General features: G+C 71.9%; 14 protein-coding genes and 1 pseudogene. 3 read left to right on the forward strand and 12 right to left on the reverse strand.

What is annotated here, in order from left to right; genetic code table 11:
- Nucleotides 1-86 precede the first annotated feature (86 nt).
- The 4 genes from ACPYN5_RS12345 to ACPYN5_RS12360 all read right to left on the reverse strand — a co-directional run bounded on the left by ACPYN5_RS12345 (nucleotide 87) and on the right by ACPYN5_RS12360 (nucleotide 3892).
- The gene (locus tag ACPYN5_RS12345; protein WP_424449286.1) at nucleotides 87-1169 is read right to left on the reverse strand and encodes an extracellular solute-binding protein; all 1083 of its coding nucleotides are present in this window, start codon (nucleotides 1167-1169) and stop codon (nucleotides 87-89) included.
- A 118-nt stretch (nucleotides 1170-1287) separates the two neighbouring features.
- Nucleotides 1288-2280, reverse strand: coding sequence for an ABC transporter ATP-binding protein (locus ACPYN5_RS12350; RefSeq protein WP_424449287.1), 993 nt, complete (start codon nucleotides 2278-2280; stop codon nucleotides 1288-1290).
- Nucleotides 2277-3074, reverse strand: a complete 798-nt coding sequence (locus ACPYN5_RS12355) for an ABC transporter permease (RefSeq protein WP_424449288.1) — start codon at nucleotides 3072-3074, stop codon at nucleotides 2277-2279. The genes ACPYN5_RS12350 and ACPYN5_RS12355 overlap by 4 nt, the downstream gene beginning before the upstream one ends.
- Nucleotides 3071-3892 (reverse strand): ABC transporter permease, encoded by an 822-nt coding sequence (locus ACPYN5_RS12360; protein ID WP_424449289.1) that lies wholly within the window; start codon nucleotides 3890-3892, stop codon nucleotides 3071-3073. Before ACPYN5_RS12360 ends, ACPYN5_RS12355 begins: the two co-directional genes overlap by 4 nt.
- A gap of 205 nt (nucleotides 3893-4097) precedes the next feature.
- On the opposite strand from ACPYN5_RS12360, the gene ACPYN5_RS12365 reads away from it, so the two are divergent.
- Complete coding sequence (locus tag ACPYN5_RS12365; RefSeq protein ID WP_424449290.1) at nucleotides 4098-5084, forward strand: LacI family DNA-binding transcriptional regulator; 987 nt, start codon at nucleotides 4098-4100, stop codon at nucleotides 5082-5084.
- 79 nt (nucleotides 5085-5163) lie between these two features.
- Here the strand turns inward: ACPYN5_RS12365 and pip are convergent, their stop codons facing one another.
- The 8 genes and pseudogenes from pip to ACPYN5_RS12405 form a co-directional block, all read right to left on the reverse strand.
- A complete protein-coding gene (pip, locus tag ACPYN5_RS12370) occupies nucleotides 5164-6141 on the reverse strand; it encodes a prolyl aminopeptidase (protein WP_424449451.1) in 978 nt (325 codons plus the stop codon).
- A 111-nt stretch (nucleotides 6142-6252) separates the two neighbouring features.
- Nucleotides 6253-6792, reverse strand: a complete 540-nt coding sequence (locus ACPYN5_RS12375; RefSeq protein WP_424449291.1) for a histidine phosphatase family protein — start codon at nucleotides 6790-6792, stop codon at nucleotides 6253-6255.
- A pseudogene (locus tag ACPYN5_RS12380) lies at nucleotides 6789-7772 on the reverse strand (ABC transporter ATP-binding protein); the annotation flags it as partial. The pseudogene ACPYN5_RS12380 and the gene ACPYN5_RS12375, both read right to left, overlap by 4 nt.
- Before the next feature lie 101 nt (nucleotides 7773-7873).
- Complete coding sequence (locus ACPYN5_RS12385; RefSeq protein WP_424449292.1) at nucleotides 7874-9541, reverse strand: ABC transporter permease; 1668 nt, start codon at nucleotides 9539-9541, stop codon at nucleotides 7874-7876.
- Nucleotides 9538-10575, reverse strand: coding sequence for an ABC transporter substrate-binding protein (locus ACPYN5_RS12390; protein ID WP_424449293.1), 1038 nt, complete (start codon nucleotides 10573-10575; stop codon nucleotides 9538-9540). The genes ACPYN5_RS12385 and ACPYN5_RS12390 overlap by 4 nt, the downstream gene beginning before the upstream one ends.
- A gap of 17 nt (nucleotides 10576-10592) precedes the next feature.
- Complete coding sequence (locus tag ACPYN5_RS12395) at nucleotides 10593-11381, reverse strand: metallophosphoesterase family protein (RefSeq protein ID WP_424449294.1); 789 nt, start codon at nucleotides 11379-11381, stop codon at nucleotides 10593-10595.
- A complete protein-coding gene (locus ACPYN5_RS12400; protein WP_424449295.1) occupies nucleotides 11378-12049 on the reverse strand; it encodes a tyrosine-protein phosphatase in 672 nt (223 codons plus the stop codon). The genes ACPYN5_RS12395 and ACPYN5_RS12400 overlap by 4 nt, the downstream gene beginning before the upstream one ends.
- 176 nt (nucleotides 12050-12225) lie before the next feature.
- The gene (locus ACPYN5_RS12405) at nucleotides 12226-13053 is read right to left on the reverse strand and encodes a MurR/RpiR family transcriptional regulator (RefSeq protein WP_424449296.1); all 828 of its coding nucleotides are present in this window, start codon (nucleotides 13051-13053) and stop codon (nucleotides 12226-12228) included.
- Between the two features lie 111 nt (nucleotides 13054-13164).
- Between ACPYN5_RS12405 and ACPYN5_RS12410 the strand changes: the two genes are divergently transcribed.
- Both ACPYN5_RS12410 and ACPYN5_RS12415 read left to right on the forward strand, forming a co-directional pair.
- Nucleotides 13165-14169: a malate dehydrogenase gene (locus tag ACPYN5_RS12410; RefSeq protein ID WP_424449297.1), complete on the forward strand. Its 1005-nt coding sequence runs from the start codon at nucleotides 13165-13167 to the stop codon at nucleotides 14167-14169.
- Nucleotides 14170-14185: 16 nt separating this feature from the next.
- Nucleotides 14186-15886, forward strand: a complete 1701-nt coding sequence (locus tag ACPYN5_RS12415; RefSeq protein WP_424449298.1) for a cation:proton antiporter — start codon at nucleotides 14186-14188, stop codon at nucleotides 15884-15886.
- Nucleotide 15887: the final 1 nt, after the last annotated feature.

The raw sequence follows: 15887 nt of genomic DNA on the forward strand, positions 1-15887 counted from the left end.
GCGTCGTGGAGCGGGTGCGCGGCGGACCGCGCGGAAGGGGCCCGGCCGCCGAGACTGGGGGGCGCTCGGCGACCGGGCGGTCTGGATCAGCGCGAGGCGACCTCACGCGCGAACCGCTCGACCCACTGGGCACGGTTCGGGACGACCTCGGCCGGGTCGAGCGTGGCGTAACCGGCGGCGATCGGGTCGGCGGCGATGTCGCCGACGACGTCGGTGATCTCCGCGGGGATCGTGGCGTCGGGGGCGACGGGCAGGTCGCCGACGATCTCGGCCGATGCGGTCTGCGCCTCGACCGAGAGCAGGTAGTCGATGAAGGCGTAGGCGCCCTCGAGGTTCTTCGCGCCGCTGGGGATCATGGCGCGGTTGGTCGCCATGTAGCGCCCCTCGGCCGGTGCGGTCCACGCGACGGGCTCACCCGAGGCGACGAGCGTCGTGGCGAACCCGCTCAGGGCATCGGCCGCGACGATTTCACCCTGCGTGAGGAGGTTGGTGACCTCGGTCGACGACGAGTAGAACTGCAGGATGTTCGGGGCCCACTCGCCGATCGTCGTGTAGGCGGTGTCGATGTCGTAGGGCCCGTCGCCGAAGGTCGACGCGACGCCCGAGACGGCCAGCTGGCCGGCGGTCACGGCGATGTCGGGGAAGGCGAGGCGACCGCTGTAGGCGGAGTCGGCGTAGAGCGACCAGTCCGCTGCCTGCGCGGCGTCGAGCTCGTCGGTGTTGTAGAGGGTGCCGTTGAGCTGGTAGCTGTACGCCGGTCCGTCGTAGCCCTCTTCGACGGCGAAGTCCGCGACCTCGGCCAGGTTGGGGACGTCGGACTCGTCGAAGTCCTGGAACAGCCCCTCCTCCTGCCCCGAGGCGGCGAAGGTGTCGGAGATCAGCATGACGTCGATGCCGGCATCCCCGCCCGCGAGCTGCAGCTGCGAGAGACGGTCGGCGTTCGAGCCGGTCTCGATCTCGACCTCGATGCCGGTCTTCTCGGTGAACGGGTCGACGATCGCCTCCTGGAACTGCTCGACCCCGAACGGGAACGCGCTGACGACGATCGAGTCGCTCGATCCGCCCTCGGCGGAGTCGTCGGAACCACCGGAACAGCCGGTGACGACGAGGGCCGTGGCGGCGACGGCGGCGGATGCCGCGAGGACGCGGCTGGTGCGGGTGCGGATCATGCGGGTTCCTCTCGGAGCTGCGGGCGGGCCGCAGGGATGCGGGTGCTGGTGCTGGTGCGGGTGCGGGTGGAGCGTGGGAGGGGCGGAGCGTGAGGCAGGCGGAGCGCCGCGATGCCCGTCAGGCGGCCAGGCGGATGAGGCGGGCGGTGGGGGCCGTCACGGTGACGCGGTCGCCCGGGCGGGCGGCGACGGCCTCATCGCGGACGTCGGCGATCAGACGCACACTGTCGCCGGCCGCGTCGACCGCGGCGACGGTGACCAGGCGGTCGACCCCGCGGTAGGCGACATCCTGCACGACGCCGTCGAGCGCGAGGCCGGTCCCGTCCGCCGGTCGACCGATGGCGAGATGCTCGGGGCGCACGGTCGTGGGCGAGCCGTCGGGCGCGGCGAGGAAGTTCTCGTATCCGAGGAACTCCGCGACGAAGCGGTTCGCGGGGGCGGTGAACACCTCCGACGGGGCGCCTTCCTGCATGATGCGTCCGTCGCGCATGAGGACCATGCGGTCGGACATCTCGAGCGCCTCGTCCTGGTCGTGCGTGACGAGGACGACCGTGAGGCCGGTCTCGGACTGGATGCGGCGGATCTCGGCGCGCATCTGCACGCGCAGGCGCGCGTCGAGGTTCGACAGGGGCTCGTCGAGCAGCAGCAGGGTCGGCCGGATGGCGATCGCGCGGGCCAGCGCGACACGCTGCTGCTGTCCGCCCGAGAGCTTCTTGGGGCGGCTCGCGGCGAGGTGACCGAGGCCGACGAGATCCAGCGACTCCTCGACGCGACGACGACGCTCGGCCGTGGCGACCTTCCGCAGCTTGAGGCCGTATCCGACGTTCTCGGCGACGGTCATGTGCGGGAACAGTGCGTACGACTGGAACACCATGCCGAGTCCGCGACGCTCGGGCGGCGTGCGCGTGGCGTCGGAGCCGGCGATCATGATGCGGCCCGAGGTGGGCTGCGAGTACCCCGCGAGCATGCGCAGCGACGTGGTCTTGCCGCATCCGCTGGGCCCGAGAAGGGTCGTGAGCTGCCCCGACGGGATGGCGAGGTCGATGTCGTCGACGGCGGTGAAGTCGCCGAAGCGCTGGGTCACCCCGACGAACTCTGCTGCGGTGGTCATCGGTTGATCCCTCCGAAGATGCGGGCGAAGCCGACGGTGCGCTCGGCGATGACGGCGATGACGACGGTGCCCGCGAGGATGATGGTGCTGGTGGCCGCGACCATCGGGTCGTAGCTCTGCTGGACGTAATCGAGCATGGTGACGGGCAGCGTGCGGAAGTCGCGGCTCTGCAGCAGCAGCGACAGCGGCACGTTGTTGAACGACGTGACGAAGCTCAGCAGGCCCGCCGAGAAGATCCCGGGGCGCAGCAGCGGCAGCGTCACGGTGAAGAACGCCCGCAGCGGCGAGGCGCCGAGGCCCCGGGCGGCCTCCTCGATGCCGGGGTCGGCGAGAGCCAGCGAGGCCCCGGTGACGCGCACCGCGTAGGGCAGCATCAGCACGGTGTGGCCGATGAGCAGCACCGGGAAGTTGTCGAGGCGCAGGCCGATCATCAGCTGCTGATACAGCGCGAGACCCACCACGAGCTCGGGCACGATGAGCGGCGAGAGGAACAGTCCTTCGACCAGGCCCTTGCCGGGCAGCTTGCCGCGATGGATCGCGAGCGTGACGGGCACGCCGATCAGCAGCGCGAGCACCGTCGCGACGAGCGCGAGCTGCATGCTCGACAGCAGCGCGCTGATGAACGGGTCGTAGTTGAACGCCGCCTCGAACCAGCGCAGCGAGAATCCCTCGGGCGGGAAGCGGAGGGTGCTGCCTCCCGTGAACGCCGTGGCGACCACGAACAGGATCGGCACGATCATGATGATGTAGCCGGCGACGGCGAGGGATGCCGCGACGGGACGACTCGTCTTCACGCGGTGGCCCCCCGTCGTCCGACGATGGCAGACAGGCCCGACACGGCGAAGACGAGCACCGTCATGATGATCGCCGTCGCACTCGCCGCGGCCCAGTCGATCGTGACGCTCGAGTACGAGTAGAGCTGCGTGGACAGCATCCGCTGGCTCGATCCGCCGAGCAGGTACGGCGTCGTATACGCCGTGACGCTGCCCGCGAAGACGAGGGTCGCGGCGACGACCATGCCGGGCGCCGAGAGCGGGACGACGATGCCCCAGAAGGTGCGGGTGCGGCTCGCGCCGAGGCCGCGGGCGGCATCGTCGAGGCCCGGGTCGACCTGGGCGACGGCGGAGTAGCACGAGATGATCGCCAGCGGCAGGAACAGCTGCGTGAGGCCGAGCACGATCGCGAGCTCGGTGTAGAGCAGCTGCGGCGCACGGTCGACGAGCCCGAGCCCGGTCAGCAGCTGTCCGATCGCCCCGTTCGAGCCCAGCAGCACGAGCCAGCCGAAGGTGCGGACGACGTTGCTCAGGAGCAGCGGGAAGATCGCCAGGGCCAGCAGCACGCCCGCCCAGCGCGAGGTCGATCGGGCGAGCAGGTAGGCGATCGGGAACCCCAGCACGATGCAGATGACGGTCACGATGAGACCGAGACCGACCGTTCGGCCGATGATCGCGAGATCGAACGGGTCGGTCAGCATCCCGCCGAGCCGTTCGAAGATGTCGACCGGGCTGACACCCGGAGGGGCGAACAGCATCGCGATCGACGGGATGAGGAACCCCGCCAGCAGGAGTGCGAGCCCGGGGAGGGCCAGCAGTCCGGTGCGGCGTGAAACCACGAGCGAACTCCGTTCGTGCGAGGGGTGCGGGCGCAACCGGTTGCGCAACCGGTTGCTCCTACCGTAGAGGCCGAGAGGAGGGAGTCGCGACCATTCGTGTTAACACCGTGTAAAACCGCCGTTCGACGGCGGCGCAACCGGTTGCTCCCGCTCAGTAGGATGAGCGGACCGGCGCGGCATGCGGCGTCGCGATGAAGGGGGCACGGTGACGACACTCGCCGATGTCGCCGCGCACGCGGGTGTGTCGAAGTCGACGGCATCCCGGGCGCTCAGCCGCCCCGACCTCGTCGCACCCGAGACGGTCGCGCGGGTGCGCGCAGCTGCCGAGACACTCGGCTTCATCCCGAACCGCGCGGCGAGCCACCTCGCCCGGGGTCGCAGCGGCATCGTCGCGCTCGTCGTCCCGACCCTCGACAACGCCTTCTTCACGCCGATCATCGCGGGCGCCCAGGATCGCGCCCGCGAGTCCGATCTGCAGCTCACGATCGCGGTCCACCGGCTCGACGACGTCGACGGACTCGCCGAATTCGAACGCCTCGCCCGGCAGGTCGACGGATGCATCCTCGTCGCACCGCGTGGTCCCGATGACATCGTCCGTGCCGCCGGCGCCTTCGGGCCGACGGTCCTCGTCGACCGCGAGATCGACGGCATGACCTCGATCGTGGCCGACACCGCGAGCGCGTTCGCCGAGCTCGCGACGCGCCTCGCCGACGCCGGTCACCGAGGAATCGTCTACCTCGGCGGTCCCGACGGGTCGTGGCAGGACCGGCAGCGCTCCGCCGCGATCGAGGCCGCCGTCGGCGAGCGCGCCGAGCTGACCGCGCTGGGCCCCTTCCCCGCGACGTTCGCGGCGGGTGTCGCGACCGCCGACGCGGTGATCGCGTCGGGCGCGACGGCCGTCGTCCCCTACGCCACGTCGATCGGGCTCGGGCTCGTCTTCGCCCTCCGCGCCCGCGGCGTCGCCTCCCCCGGCGAGATCCTCGTCAGCGCGGAACGCCTGGTGGCCGAGGCGATCGGGGCCGACGACGTGCCCGCGATCGACGTCGACGGCGACGAGCTCGGCCGCGAGGCCATGGCCGCGCTCATTCCGATGCTCGTCACCCCGCCGTCCGGTCCCACCCGCCGACGCCTCGACGTGTCGGTGCACTGGCCCCCGGCTCGACCCGCCGAGAACGCACTCTCGTCGCGATAACGCACCCTCCCCGGTGCGTTCTCACGGCAACGGTGCGTTCTCGGCGCGCGGCGGCGCGGCGCTGCACGGCGGCGCCGGGTCAGCGGGCGAAGCGGTCGGTCGCGGCGACGAGGGCCGCGGCGATGCCGGGCTCGCCGGCCGAGTGACCGGCGTCGTCGACCATGACGAACTCGGCCTCGGGCCAGGCCCGGTGCAGGTCCCACGCGGTCATGGGCGGCGTGCACGCGTCGTAGCGACCCTGCACGATCACCCCCGGGATGCCGCGGAGCCGCCCCGCTGCGGCATCCTCGATCAACTGCCCCTCGCGCAGCCATCCGCCGTTGATGAAGTAGTGGTTCTCGATCCGCGCGAACGCCGTCGCCGACTCCGGCGCGGTCATTCCGGCGACCAGCTCCGGGTCGGGACGGAGGGTCACCGTCGAGGCCTCCCAGCGTGTCCAGGCCTGCGCCGCGGGAACATGCACCGCCGGATCCGGGTCGGTCAGCAGCCGGTGGTACGCCTCGATCAGTCGGCTCCGCTCGATGACCGGGACCGGTGCGAGGTAGTCCTCCCACAGGTCGGGGAACAGCGCCGCTGCGCCGCCCTCGTAGAACCATTCGAGCTCGTGGCGTCGCAGCGTGAAGATGCCGCGCAGCACCAGCTCGGAGACGGCATCCGGGTGCGACTGCGCATAGGCGAGCGCGAGCGTCGAGCCCCACGAGCCGCCGAAGACCTGCCACCGGTCGATGCCGAGGTTGCGTCGCAGCAGCTCGATGTCGGCGACGAGGTGCCACGTGGTGTTGTAGCGGAGGTCCGCGGCCGGGTCGCTCGCGTGCGGGGTGGACTTCCCGCAGCCGCGCTGGTCGAACAGGATGATCCGGTAGGCCTCGGGGTCGAAGAAGCGACGGTGCCACGGCGAGGTGCCGCCGCCGGGACCGCCGTGGAGGAACACGACCGGCTTGCCCTCGGGATTGCCCGACTGCTCCCAGTACACGCGCTGGCCGTCGCCGGCGAGGAGGAAGCCCGTCTCGTAGGGCTCGATCTCGGGATACAGGATGCCGGCCAGGGCGGCCGACACGCTCACCGTGCGGCTCCGCGGTCGCGTTCGTTCATGCGATTCACCGTACCGGTGCCTGGTCTCCGGCGTCGCCGCGGCGCGGAACCGGACCCACGAGCGCGCTGCGCCGCGTCATCCGCCGAGCCGTCTCGTCTGGAACCCGCCCGCACCGTCCGCGTCGAGGAGGATGACCTCGCCGTTCAGGATCCGGGGACAGCTGGCGCCCGTCAGCCCGTCGATCGCCACGCGGAGGAGCGTTCCGTGGGCGACCGCGACGGTGTTCTCGCCCTCGAGCAGGAGCCGGCGGAGTACGCCGACGCCGCGATCACGCGTGGCCTCGACCGGCTCCGCGCCCGGGTAGTCCTCGTCGGGCCAGCGCTCGCGGACCTCCGCGACGGGCAGCCCCTCGGCCTCGCCGTAGTGCCGCTCGGCGAGTTCGGCGATCCGGTCGAGCCGCGCGTCCGGCAGGTGGGCGGCGATGATCTCCGCGGACTGCACCGCCCGTCGAAGCGGCGACGACACGACGCGGGTCCACACCGCCCCGGCGAGGAGTCGGCCCGCCGCGGCGGCCTGCTCCTCGCCCACGCCGTCGAGCGCGATGTCGGCGGAACCCTGCATCCGGCGTTCCCGATTCCACAGCGTCCGGCCGTGACGCACGAGGGCGAGCGTCATGACGACGTCGCGACCGCGTCGGGCGCCGGAAGGGTCGCGGCCTCGGGATACACGACGGCTTTCGTCACCTCGATGCCGACGCTGTCGCCGACGCGGGGACGCATGCCGAGGGTTCGCGCGCGCAGCCGGAGCCCCTGCCACTCCACGATGACATCGCTGCCCTCCGGCGTGAACAGCGCCGAGCGGACGACGGCGTCGCCGCCGGCGCGCAGCGCGACCGACGACGGCAGGATCGCCGCCGTGGCCCGACCGGCGTCTCGAACGGCGGAGTCGCAGGCGAGATCGAGCGGATGCCCGTCGGCGCGGAACCGGCCACCCCTGACAGAGCCCTCGACGAGCGTCGCGTCGGAGAGGAAACGTGCGACGAACGCGCTCTCGGGATGCGAGAGCAGTGTCTGCGGCGACGCCACCTGGCGGATGCGGCCGGCATCGAGAACGGCGACCCGGTCGGCGAGCGCGAGCGCCTCCGACCGGTCGTGGGTCACATGGATGACGGTGAGCCCGAGCTCGCGCGTCAGCGTGTGGAGTTCGAGTCGCAGCCGATCGCGGAGAGGCTCATCGAGGGCCGAGAGCGCTTCGTCGAGGAGGAGCACGCGCGGGCGACCGACGAGCGCGCGGGCCAGCGCGACGCGTTGCCGCTGCCCGCCCGAGAGGGTCGCGGGGTCACGGCGCTCGTAACCGGACAGTCCCACGAGGTCGAGCGCTTCCCCGACCCGGCGCAGGCGCTCACCACGGGGCACGCGAGCGCGTCGAAGGGGATATTCGACGTTGCGGGCGACGTTCCAGTGCGGCCAGACGGCGTGCTGCTGGAACACCATTCCCAGCTGACGCTGCTCCGGCGGTACCGATGCTGCGCCGCCGGCGAGCTGCCGGTCGCCGATGAGGATGCGTCCCGCCGTGGGCTCGAGGAAGCCGGCGATGCTGCGGAGCAGCGTCGTCTTGCCCGAGCCGGAGGGGCCGACCAGCGCGATGAACTCACCGTCCGCGACGGCGAGGTCGACGTCGGCGAGGCCGAGCGTGCCGTTGCGGTAGCGGAGCGAGACGTGTTCGAGGGTGACGGATGCCATGACGGCCTTTCTGACTAGCGAGGGCGACGGGTCGCGAGCCCGATCACGGACAGACCCACGAGGGCGACGATGAGCGACCACGCCGATGCCGTGTTGAAGGCTCCGGCCTGCTGGAAGTTGAAGATCGCCACCCCGAGGGTCTGGGACCCCGGCGAGAGCAGCAGCACCGAGAGGGTGAGCTCTCGCACGGCGGTGACAGCGACCACGACGGCTCCTGCGACGGCCGCGGGCGCGGCCATCCTGCAGGAGATGTCGACGAGCGCGCGCAGGCGACCGGCGCCGGCCACGCGCGCCGCCTCCTCGGCACTCGTCGGGGTCGCCGACAGCGGCGCGGCGACGGCCTGCACGACGAGCGCCGTGAACGAGGTGACGTAGGCGACGAGGATCAGCCACGGGGTGTTGAACAGGCCGAGGGTGGGCGCGAGGATCAGCCACGCCACGGCGATGACGATGCCGGGGATGGCCTGGGGCACCGTCGCCACCGCGCCGAGACCCCGCGATGCGCGGCCGCGCGTACGCGCGACCACGACGCCGATGGCCAGCCCGAGCACACCGCAGATCACCGCCGCCAGGGTCGCGAGCATGACCGAGTTCGCCGCCCCCGCGAGGGCGCTGGGGGTCGTGACGGCCCGGACGAAGTGATCGAGCGTGAGGTTCTCCCAGGTCAGCGGCACCCCGGGGGCGCGGAGCAGGGTCTGCGTGAGCAGCGCGAGGAGCGGGAGAACCGTGATGACCAGCACCACAGCCCAGAGCGTCACGCCGATCGGCATGCGCGCCCGCCCGAGCGGTGTGCGCTCGGGAACGGCATTCGACGAATCGAGCTCCCAGCCGCGGCGTGCGAGCGCGGCGTCGGCGACGAGCGCGAGCACAGCCAGGACGAGCAGCACGACGCCGATGGTGGCGACGACGGCGAGCGGGTCGTCGACGGTGCCCGATTGGAGGTAGCGGTAGACGAGGGTCGCGAGGGTGACGAACCGCTCGGGCAGGCCGATGATCGACGGGATGCCGAAGTCGGCGAGATTCCCCACGGCGATGAGCACGAACGACGACACGAGAGCGGGGCGGAGCAGCGGGACGGTGACCGAGGTCAACGCCCGGATCGGTCCGGCGCCGCCGATGCGTGCGGCCTGCTCGAGGTCGCTGGGAATGCGGCGGAGGGCCGCTGAGACGATGATCATCGCGATCGGGTAGCTGTGGATCGTCAGCAGCAGGATGACGCCGTCGGCGCCGTAGATCGACCAGAGCGGTGCGCCGAAGACGTCGCGCCACCAGAGATTGAGCGGACTGGTCGGCCCCGCCACCCCGAGCCAGGCGATGGCTCCGACGAACGGCGGCATGAGGAGCGGACTGAGGGCGAGCAGGCGCAGCGCCCCGCGGCCGCGCAGATCGGTGCGTTCGAGGAGGACGGAGAAGACCGTCCCGATCACGACGGCCGCGAGCGCTGAGGCGATCGCCGAGACGAGGCTGTTCGCACCCGCCTGCAGGACGTCGCCCTGAAGCAGGACGGACAGATGTTCGCCGCGCGCCGCGAGGACGAGGAGGGCGCCGATCGGGACGAGGATCAGCCCGCCGCACGCGAGCCAGAGGGCCGCGACCAGCGCGTCTGCGCCGTCGAGCCGGCGCAGACGGCCCCCGCGGGCCCGGTTGCCCGAGCCCGCGGGGATGATCGTGGTCGAGGTCATCGAAGGAAGAGCGACCGGAACGTCTCGACCGCGGCATCCTGGCTGCTGCGGATCGTCTCGAGGTCGGGCGAGAGGATGGTGATCTCGTCCATGGCCGGGGCTCCCTCGGGAGTGCCGACGTCGGAGCGCACGGGAAGGTACGACTGCTCGACGGCCAGCTTCTGCCCCTCGGCGCTGACGAGGAAGTCGACGAAGGCCTGCGATGCCTCGACCTGATCGGTGTCGGCGAAGATGCCGACGGGCTGCGAGACGTAGGGAACGCCCTCGCTGGGGTACGACACCGCGATCGGCGACCCCTGGTCGGCGAGCTCGCGGACCAGGTAGTCCACCACGACGCCGACCGGCTGGGCGCCCGTCGCGACGGCCTGCGAGACCGGACCGTTGCTGTCGGCGATGACCGGACGGTTCTCCGCGAGCGCGGTCATCCACTCCTCGCCCAGCTGCGGCTCGTCGAGCCAGACCGCCGCGTTGTAGGCGGCTGCGCCGGAGACGTCGGGGTTCGGCATCACGATCTGATCGGCCCACGCCGGGTCGGTCAGGTCGGCCCACGACTCGGGCGCCTCGGTGACGATGCCGGTGTTGTAGGCGATGACGGTGGGGATGATGCGCGTGCCGGTGTAGTAGCCCTCGGCGTCGACGACGTCGGGGTTGAGCTCGTCGGCGCCCGCGGGGGTGTACTGCAGCAGCAGGTCTTCGGCCGCGTATCCCTCGAAGGTGCCCGCGTCGGCGGCGAGGAAGACGTCGGCCTGGATGCCGCCCGACTCGCGCTCCGTGGCGACGCGTGTGGTGAGGTCGCCGGTGCCGGCGCGGAACACCTCGACCGTGATCTCCGGGTGGATCTCGTTGAAGGCGGCGACGAGTTCGTCGGCCTTCTCCTGCGGCTCCGAGGTGTAGAGCGTGATGGTTGCGGGCTCGGCGGCGCCGCTTGCGGTCTCGGTCGAGGCGGCGGGAGCCGAGCTCGACGAGCACCCGGCCAGGGCGACGGCGGCGAGGCCGAGAAGGGCGACGGGGACGGTCGTGCGCATGCGTGACATGGGGGTCCAATCGGGTGTCATCGGGTGAGGAGGGAGGAGAAGATCGGTGCGGGCGAATCGAGGCCGACGTTGGTGACCGTGACACCCTCGGGCAGCAGATGCACGAGGGAGAACATCGCCAGGTCGTGGCCGCTGACTCGGTCGGGCCCGGCATCCATGACCTGGTGATAGGCCAGTGAGGGTCCGACGGAGATCGGGATGCCGCGGAGGGTCGCCGAGAGCGGATGGTGGAAGTGCCCGGCCAGCACGACGCGGACATCGGTGCCCTCGACGGCGTCGAGGAAGGCGGCGGAGTCGCGCAGGCCCGCCTTGGCGAGCGTCGGCAGCGGAGACCCGAGCGGGGCGTGGTGGAGAGCGACGATGGTGCCGATGCCGTGCGAAGAGCGCAGCACCAGCCGCAGCCAGTCGAGCTGCGGCCGGCCCAGCTCGCCCGACGAGGAGTCGAGCACGACGAAGCGCAGGTCGTCGACGATCTCGACGCGGTGGTGACTCTCGCGGTGCCCTCGGAGCACCCGCGCCGCCTCCGGGTGGTCGTGGTTGCCCAGCGCGGTGAGCACGGGCACGCCGGCAGCGTCCGCGAGACGGTCGAAAGCGTCGCGCAGCCGGGGGTACGCGTCGGGATGACCGCGCTGCGCGAGGTCGCCGGTGACGACGATCGCCTCGGGCGTGATCCCCGCGTCGCGGATGTAGGTCTCCACCCGGCGCAGCCGCTCGATGCCGTCCACGGCGTCGTAGAGCAGCTCCCCCGACGTCGCGTGCACATCACTCAGGTGCAGCACCGTCAGTCTCCCCGTGGCGCGGCTCACGCGGCACCCGCGTTCTTGCGCCGCAGCGCGCCGAGCTGGGCGTCGGTGAGCCCGTGCGTGCGGAGGTACTGCTCCGCTCCGCCGAGAGCGTCGACGATCGAGAGCGCGTGCACGATCGCCTCGGGCGGGCTCTCGAGGTGCAGGCGGAGGACGCCCGCACGGTCGGAACCGGCGAGGTCGCGCACGATCCGATCGGCGTGCGCCTGGCGGACGGGCCGCACCTCCGGGGCCGACAGGACGTAATCCGCGACGATCGCGTCGGCCGTCTCTCCGGCAGCCGAGCGCGCGAGCGCGACGACGAGCCCGGTGCGGTCCTTACCGGCGGTGCAGTGCACGAGCACGGCGCCGTCGGCATCTGCGACGACGCCGACGGCGCGGGCGAGGGCGTCGCCGCGCTGACGGAGGAGGTTCTCGTAGATCTCCTCGAGGCCGCCGATCACGGGTGGCTCGGCGCCGTAGACCGGCACCGAGCTCACGGGGATGTCGTGACGCACGGGTCCGTGCTCGGAGGGCTCGCGCAGGTCGAGGATCACCGACACCCCGAGCTCCGTCAGAGCCGCGGCTCCGGCATCCGTGAGCGTCTCCGGAGCGCCGGAGCGAACGAGCCAGGGGGCTCCGCCCCGGCTCACGCGGACGTTGAACAGGCCGTCGACCTCAATCGCGCGCATCACAACCTCGCGCTCCCGGGCCGTGCACTTCACGGCGGCCCGGTCCTCGGCAGCCGCGTTCTCCGCCGCGCGTTACGGGCGTTACATCACTCACGAAACGTGATTACAGTCGCCCGAGGTCTCCGGCTGCTGGCACGCCGGTGACGCGGCGTCGACGAACGGGTGAACGCTCGGGTCTACTCGTCGGCGATGGCGTCGGCGACCACGTGTCGCATGCCCGCGGCATCCCCGGGCGCCATCCCCTGGGAGAGGGCGGAGTGGAGCGCATGCAGGACGACCGTGTGCCCGATGCGCGCGAGGAACGGGTCGACATCGTGCGACTCCGCCGCCGGCCCGGTCGCGATGACGAGATGGGCGGCGCGCCCGATCGGCGAGCGGGCGAAGCTCGTCACTGCGGCGACCCGCGCGCCGCGATCACGTGCGGCGGAGCATGCGCGCAGCGTCTGGATGTTCGCGCCGGAGTAGCTCAACGCGAAGCAGAGGTCGCGCTCGTCGAGCGAGTTCACCGCGAACTGCTGAGCCAAGGGATCGATCGGCGCCTCGACGGCGCGCCCCAGCGTGCTGAGCCGCATGGCGAAGTCCTGCAGCGGCGGCCCGGAGAAGCCGTTGCTCACCAGCACGACCCGCCGCGCGTCTCGAAGCGCGGCCGCGACCTCGTTCACCCGCGCCGGGCTCACGCTCTCCTGCGCCAGGCGCAACGCCTCGACGGCGTCATCGAACGTGCTCGAGGCGACGTCATCGCGTTCGCGCGTCTTCATCGGAGTAGAACGGGCCAGCTCGAGCCGGAGGTGCTGGAAACCCCGGAACCCGAGACTCTGGCAAGCCCGGATGACTGTGGCCGTCGATGTTCCGGCAGCCTGGGCGAGCTCCGCCGTCGACCATTCCACGACCTCGTGAGATCGCTCGAGGATCAGGGTCGCGACCTTCGACTCGCTCGGACCGAGGAGCGATGCAGACGAACGGATGCGCGCCAGCACGCTCAGTTCGGGGCGGGAAAGGGTCATGACCGTCCTTGCGCGAAGAGATCGTGGCTCGACCCGAATGTAGCGCCTCAACGGAAACATCCCCGGCCCCTCGCTCCGCACGCCGCGGCGCGGCAGGAATAGGCTCGGCGCATGGACGCCACCACCGTCACCGTCACCGGCGCGGCCGGCCAGATCGGATACGCGCTGCTGTTCCGCATCGCCTCGGGCGAGATGCTCGGCCCCGACCGGCCCGTGAACCTCCGCCTGCTCGAGATCCCCGACGGCGTCCGCGCCGCGGAGGGCATCGCACTCGAGCTGCAGGACGGCGCGTTCCCGCTGCTGGGGTCGGTCGATGTCACCGATGACGCGCGCACGGGCTTCTCGGGCGCCAACATCGCGATGCTCGTGGGCGCGCGCCCTCGGTCGGCCGGCATGGAGCGCAGCGATCTCCTCGCCGCCAACGCGGGCATCTTCGGCCCGCAGGGTGCGGCGATCGCCGCGGCGGCGGCATCCGATGTCCGCGTGCTCGTCGTGGGCAATCCCGCGAACACGAACGCGCTCATCGCGGCGTCGGCCGCCGAGGGCGTGCCGGCCGAGCGCTTCAGCGCGATGACTCGTCTCGATCACGAACGCGCCGTGGCTCAGCTCGCCGCGCGCCTCGGGGTTCCCGTCACCGACGTCGAGGGCGTCGTCATCTGGGGCAACCACTCCGCGACGCAGTTCCCCGACATCACCTCCGCCACCGTCGCCGGGCGGCCCGCGATCGACGCGCTCGCCGAACGGCTGGGCGGGGCGGATGCCGCACGCGCCTGGCTCGACGACGAGTTCGTGCCGCGCGTGGCGAAGCGGGGCGCCGAGATCATCGCCGTGCGGGGCGCGTCGTCGGCGGCGTCGGCGGCCAACGCCGCGCTGCGTCACGTGCGCGACGACGTGCTCGGCACCGACGGTCGGCGCACCTCCGCCGCCGTCGTCTCACGGGGCGAGTACGGCGTGCCGGAGGGACTGGTCTGCTCCTTCCCCGTGACGAGCGACGGGTCGGGCTACCGGGTCGTGACGGGGCTCGACCTCGACGAGCGCGGCCGATCACGGCTCGACGCGTCAGTCGCGGAGCTCATCGACGAGCGCGAGGCCGTCCGGGCCCTCGGCATCCTCTGACGCGGCGTCCGGACCCGTGGAGCTGCTGCCCGGACTCATCCTCGGCGTCGTCGCGATCGCGCTCTCGACGTCGCTGTCGAAACGCCTGGGGGTCGCGGGACCGCTGATCCTCGTCGCCGTCGGCCTGGCCGCCTCGTGGCTGCCGATCCTCGACGACTTCGAAGTCGACCCCGAGCTGATCCTCGTCGGGGTTCTGCCACCCCTGCTCTACGCCGCGGCGGTGCGCCTGCCCGCTGTCGAGTTCCGGCGCGACCTCCCCTCGATCTCGGGGCTCGCCGTCGCCCTCGTCGTCGTCAGCGCCCTCGCGGTCGGCGGATTCCTCGTCCTCGTGCTGCCGCAGCTCGGCTTCCCTCTGGCGGTCGCGCTGGGGGCGGTGCTGAGCCCGAGCGACGCCGTGGCCACCTCGATCGTGAAGCGTCTCGGCATCTCGCCGCGCGTCGTCACGATCCTCGAGGGCGAGAGCCTCATCAACGACGCCACGGCCCTCGTGCTGCTGCGCAGCGCCATCGCGGCCGTCGCGGGCGGCTTCGCCTTCGCCGACACCGTCGGCACGTTCGTCTGGGGCATCGTCGCGGCCGTGATCGTCGGGGTGGTCGTCGGCACGCTCAACCTGCGCATCCGAGCGCGCATGAACACGGTCGCGGCCACGGCGCTCGGGTTCATCGTGCCCTTCGTGGCGTTCCTCCCCACCGAGCATCTCGGCGGCTCGGGACTTGTCGCCGCCGTGGCCGCCGGCATCACGACAGGCCAGGGCGCCGCGCGCCGATTCACCGCCGAGCAGCGGGTGTCGGACGAGATCAACTGGCGCACCGTCGAGCTCGTCCTCGAGGGTGGCGTGTTCCTGGTCATGGGGCTCGAGCTGCGCGGCATCCTCGACGCCAACGTCGAACAGCAGAGCGGACCCGGAAAGGCGATCCTGCTCGCCCTGGGGTCGCTGGTGATCCTGCTCGCCATCCGCGCCGTCTATGTCGCCGGCCTCATCTTCGTGCAGGGCCGCCGAGCCCGCGGTCGCCAACGCGACAGGCTCGAGCAGATCTCGGAGCGCCTCGACAGCCTGCCGTCCGATTTCCCGGGGCGGGGGCGGGATCCGGGCGCCACGCGGCGCCGCCTGACCAGCATGCGCACCCGAGTGACCCGAGCGTTCAACGACCTCGACTACTACGAGGCCTCACCGCTCGGCTGGAAGCACGGCACGATCATCGTGTGGGCGGGGATGCGCGGCGTCGTAACCCTCGCCGCGGCCCAGACTCTCCCCCGCGACACCCCGGAGCGGGAGCTGCTCATCCTGACGGCCTTCCTCGTCGCGGTCATCAGTCTGCTGCTGCAGGGGCTCACGCTCCCGGCTCTCGTCCGCGCGCTGCGGATCCCGCGCGCGGCCGCCGATGCGTCGCTCGTGCGTCGAGAGGAGGACGCGCTGGATGCCGAGCTGCGCACCGCAGCGCTCGGCCGCCTCGCCGACCCGGCGCTCGCCGTCGAGAAGGGCGGCAGGTGGGACGAACGGACGCTGACGATCGCACGGCGCCGTCTGGAGCGTGCAGCCGACGAGGATGCCGGCACCCTCACGCGCGAGCTGCAGCTGCTGCTGATCGGCGCGATGCGCGCGCGACTGCTCGAACTCTCGAGCGAAGGCGCGTACTCCTCCGAGGTGCTGCGCGAGTCGCAGCGACGCTTGGATGCGCAGCAGGTGAGCCTCGAGATGCGCCGCAACGACGTCTGAG

Source organism: Microbacterium arborescens (assembly GCF_049707515.1).
Taxonomy (GTDB): Bacteria; Actinomycetota; Actinomycetes; order Actinomycetales; family Microbacteriaceae; genus Microbacterium; species Microbacterium arborescens_B.

Coding starts and splice junctions, on each gene's coding strand:
- ACPYN5_RS12345 (WP_424449286.1), bottom strand. CDS start 1,169: ATGATCCGCACCCGCACCAGCCGCGTCCTCGCGGCATCCGCCGCCGTC.
- ACPYN5_RS12350 (WP_424449287.1), bottom strand. CDS start 2,280: ATGACCACCGCAGCAGAGTTCGTCGGGGTGACCCAGCGCTTCGGCGAC.
- ACPYN5_RS12375 (WP_424449291.1), bottom strand. CDS start 6,792: ATGACGCTCGCCCTCGTGCGTCACGGCCGGACGCTGTGGAATCGGGAA.
- ACPYN5_RS12385 (WP_424449292.1), bottom strand. CDS start 9,541: ATGACCTCGACCACGATCATCCCCGCGGGCTCGGGCAACCGGGCCCGC.
- ACPYN5_RS12390 (WP_424449293.1), bottom strand. CDS start 10,575: ATGTCACGCATGCGCACGACCGTCCCCGTCGCCCTTCTCGGCCTCGCC.
- ACPYN5_RS12400 (WP_424449295.1), bottom strand. CDS start 12,049: ATGCGCGCGATTGAGGTCGACGGCCTGTTCAACGTCCGCGTGAGCCGG.
- ACPYN5_RS12405 (WP_424449296.1), bottom strand. CDS start 13,053: ATGACCCTTTCCCGCCCCGAACTGAGCGTGCTGGCGCGCATCCGTTCG.
- ACPYN5_RS12410 (WP_424449297.1), top strand. CDS start 13,165: ATGGACGCCACCACCGTCACCGTCACCGGCGCGGCCGGCCAGATCGGA.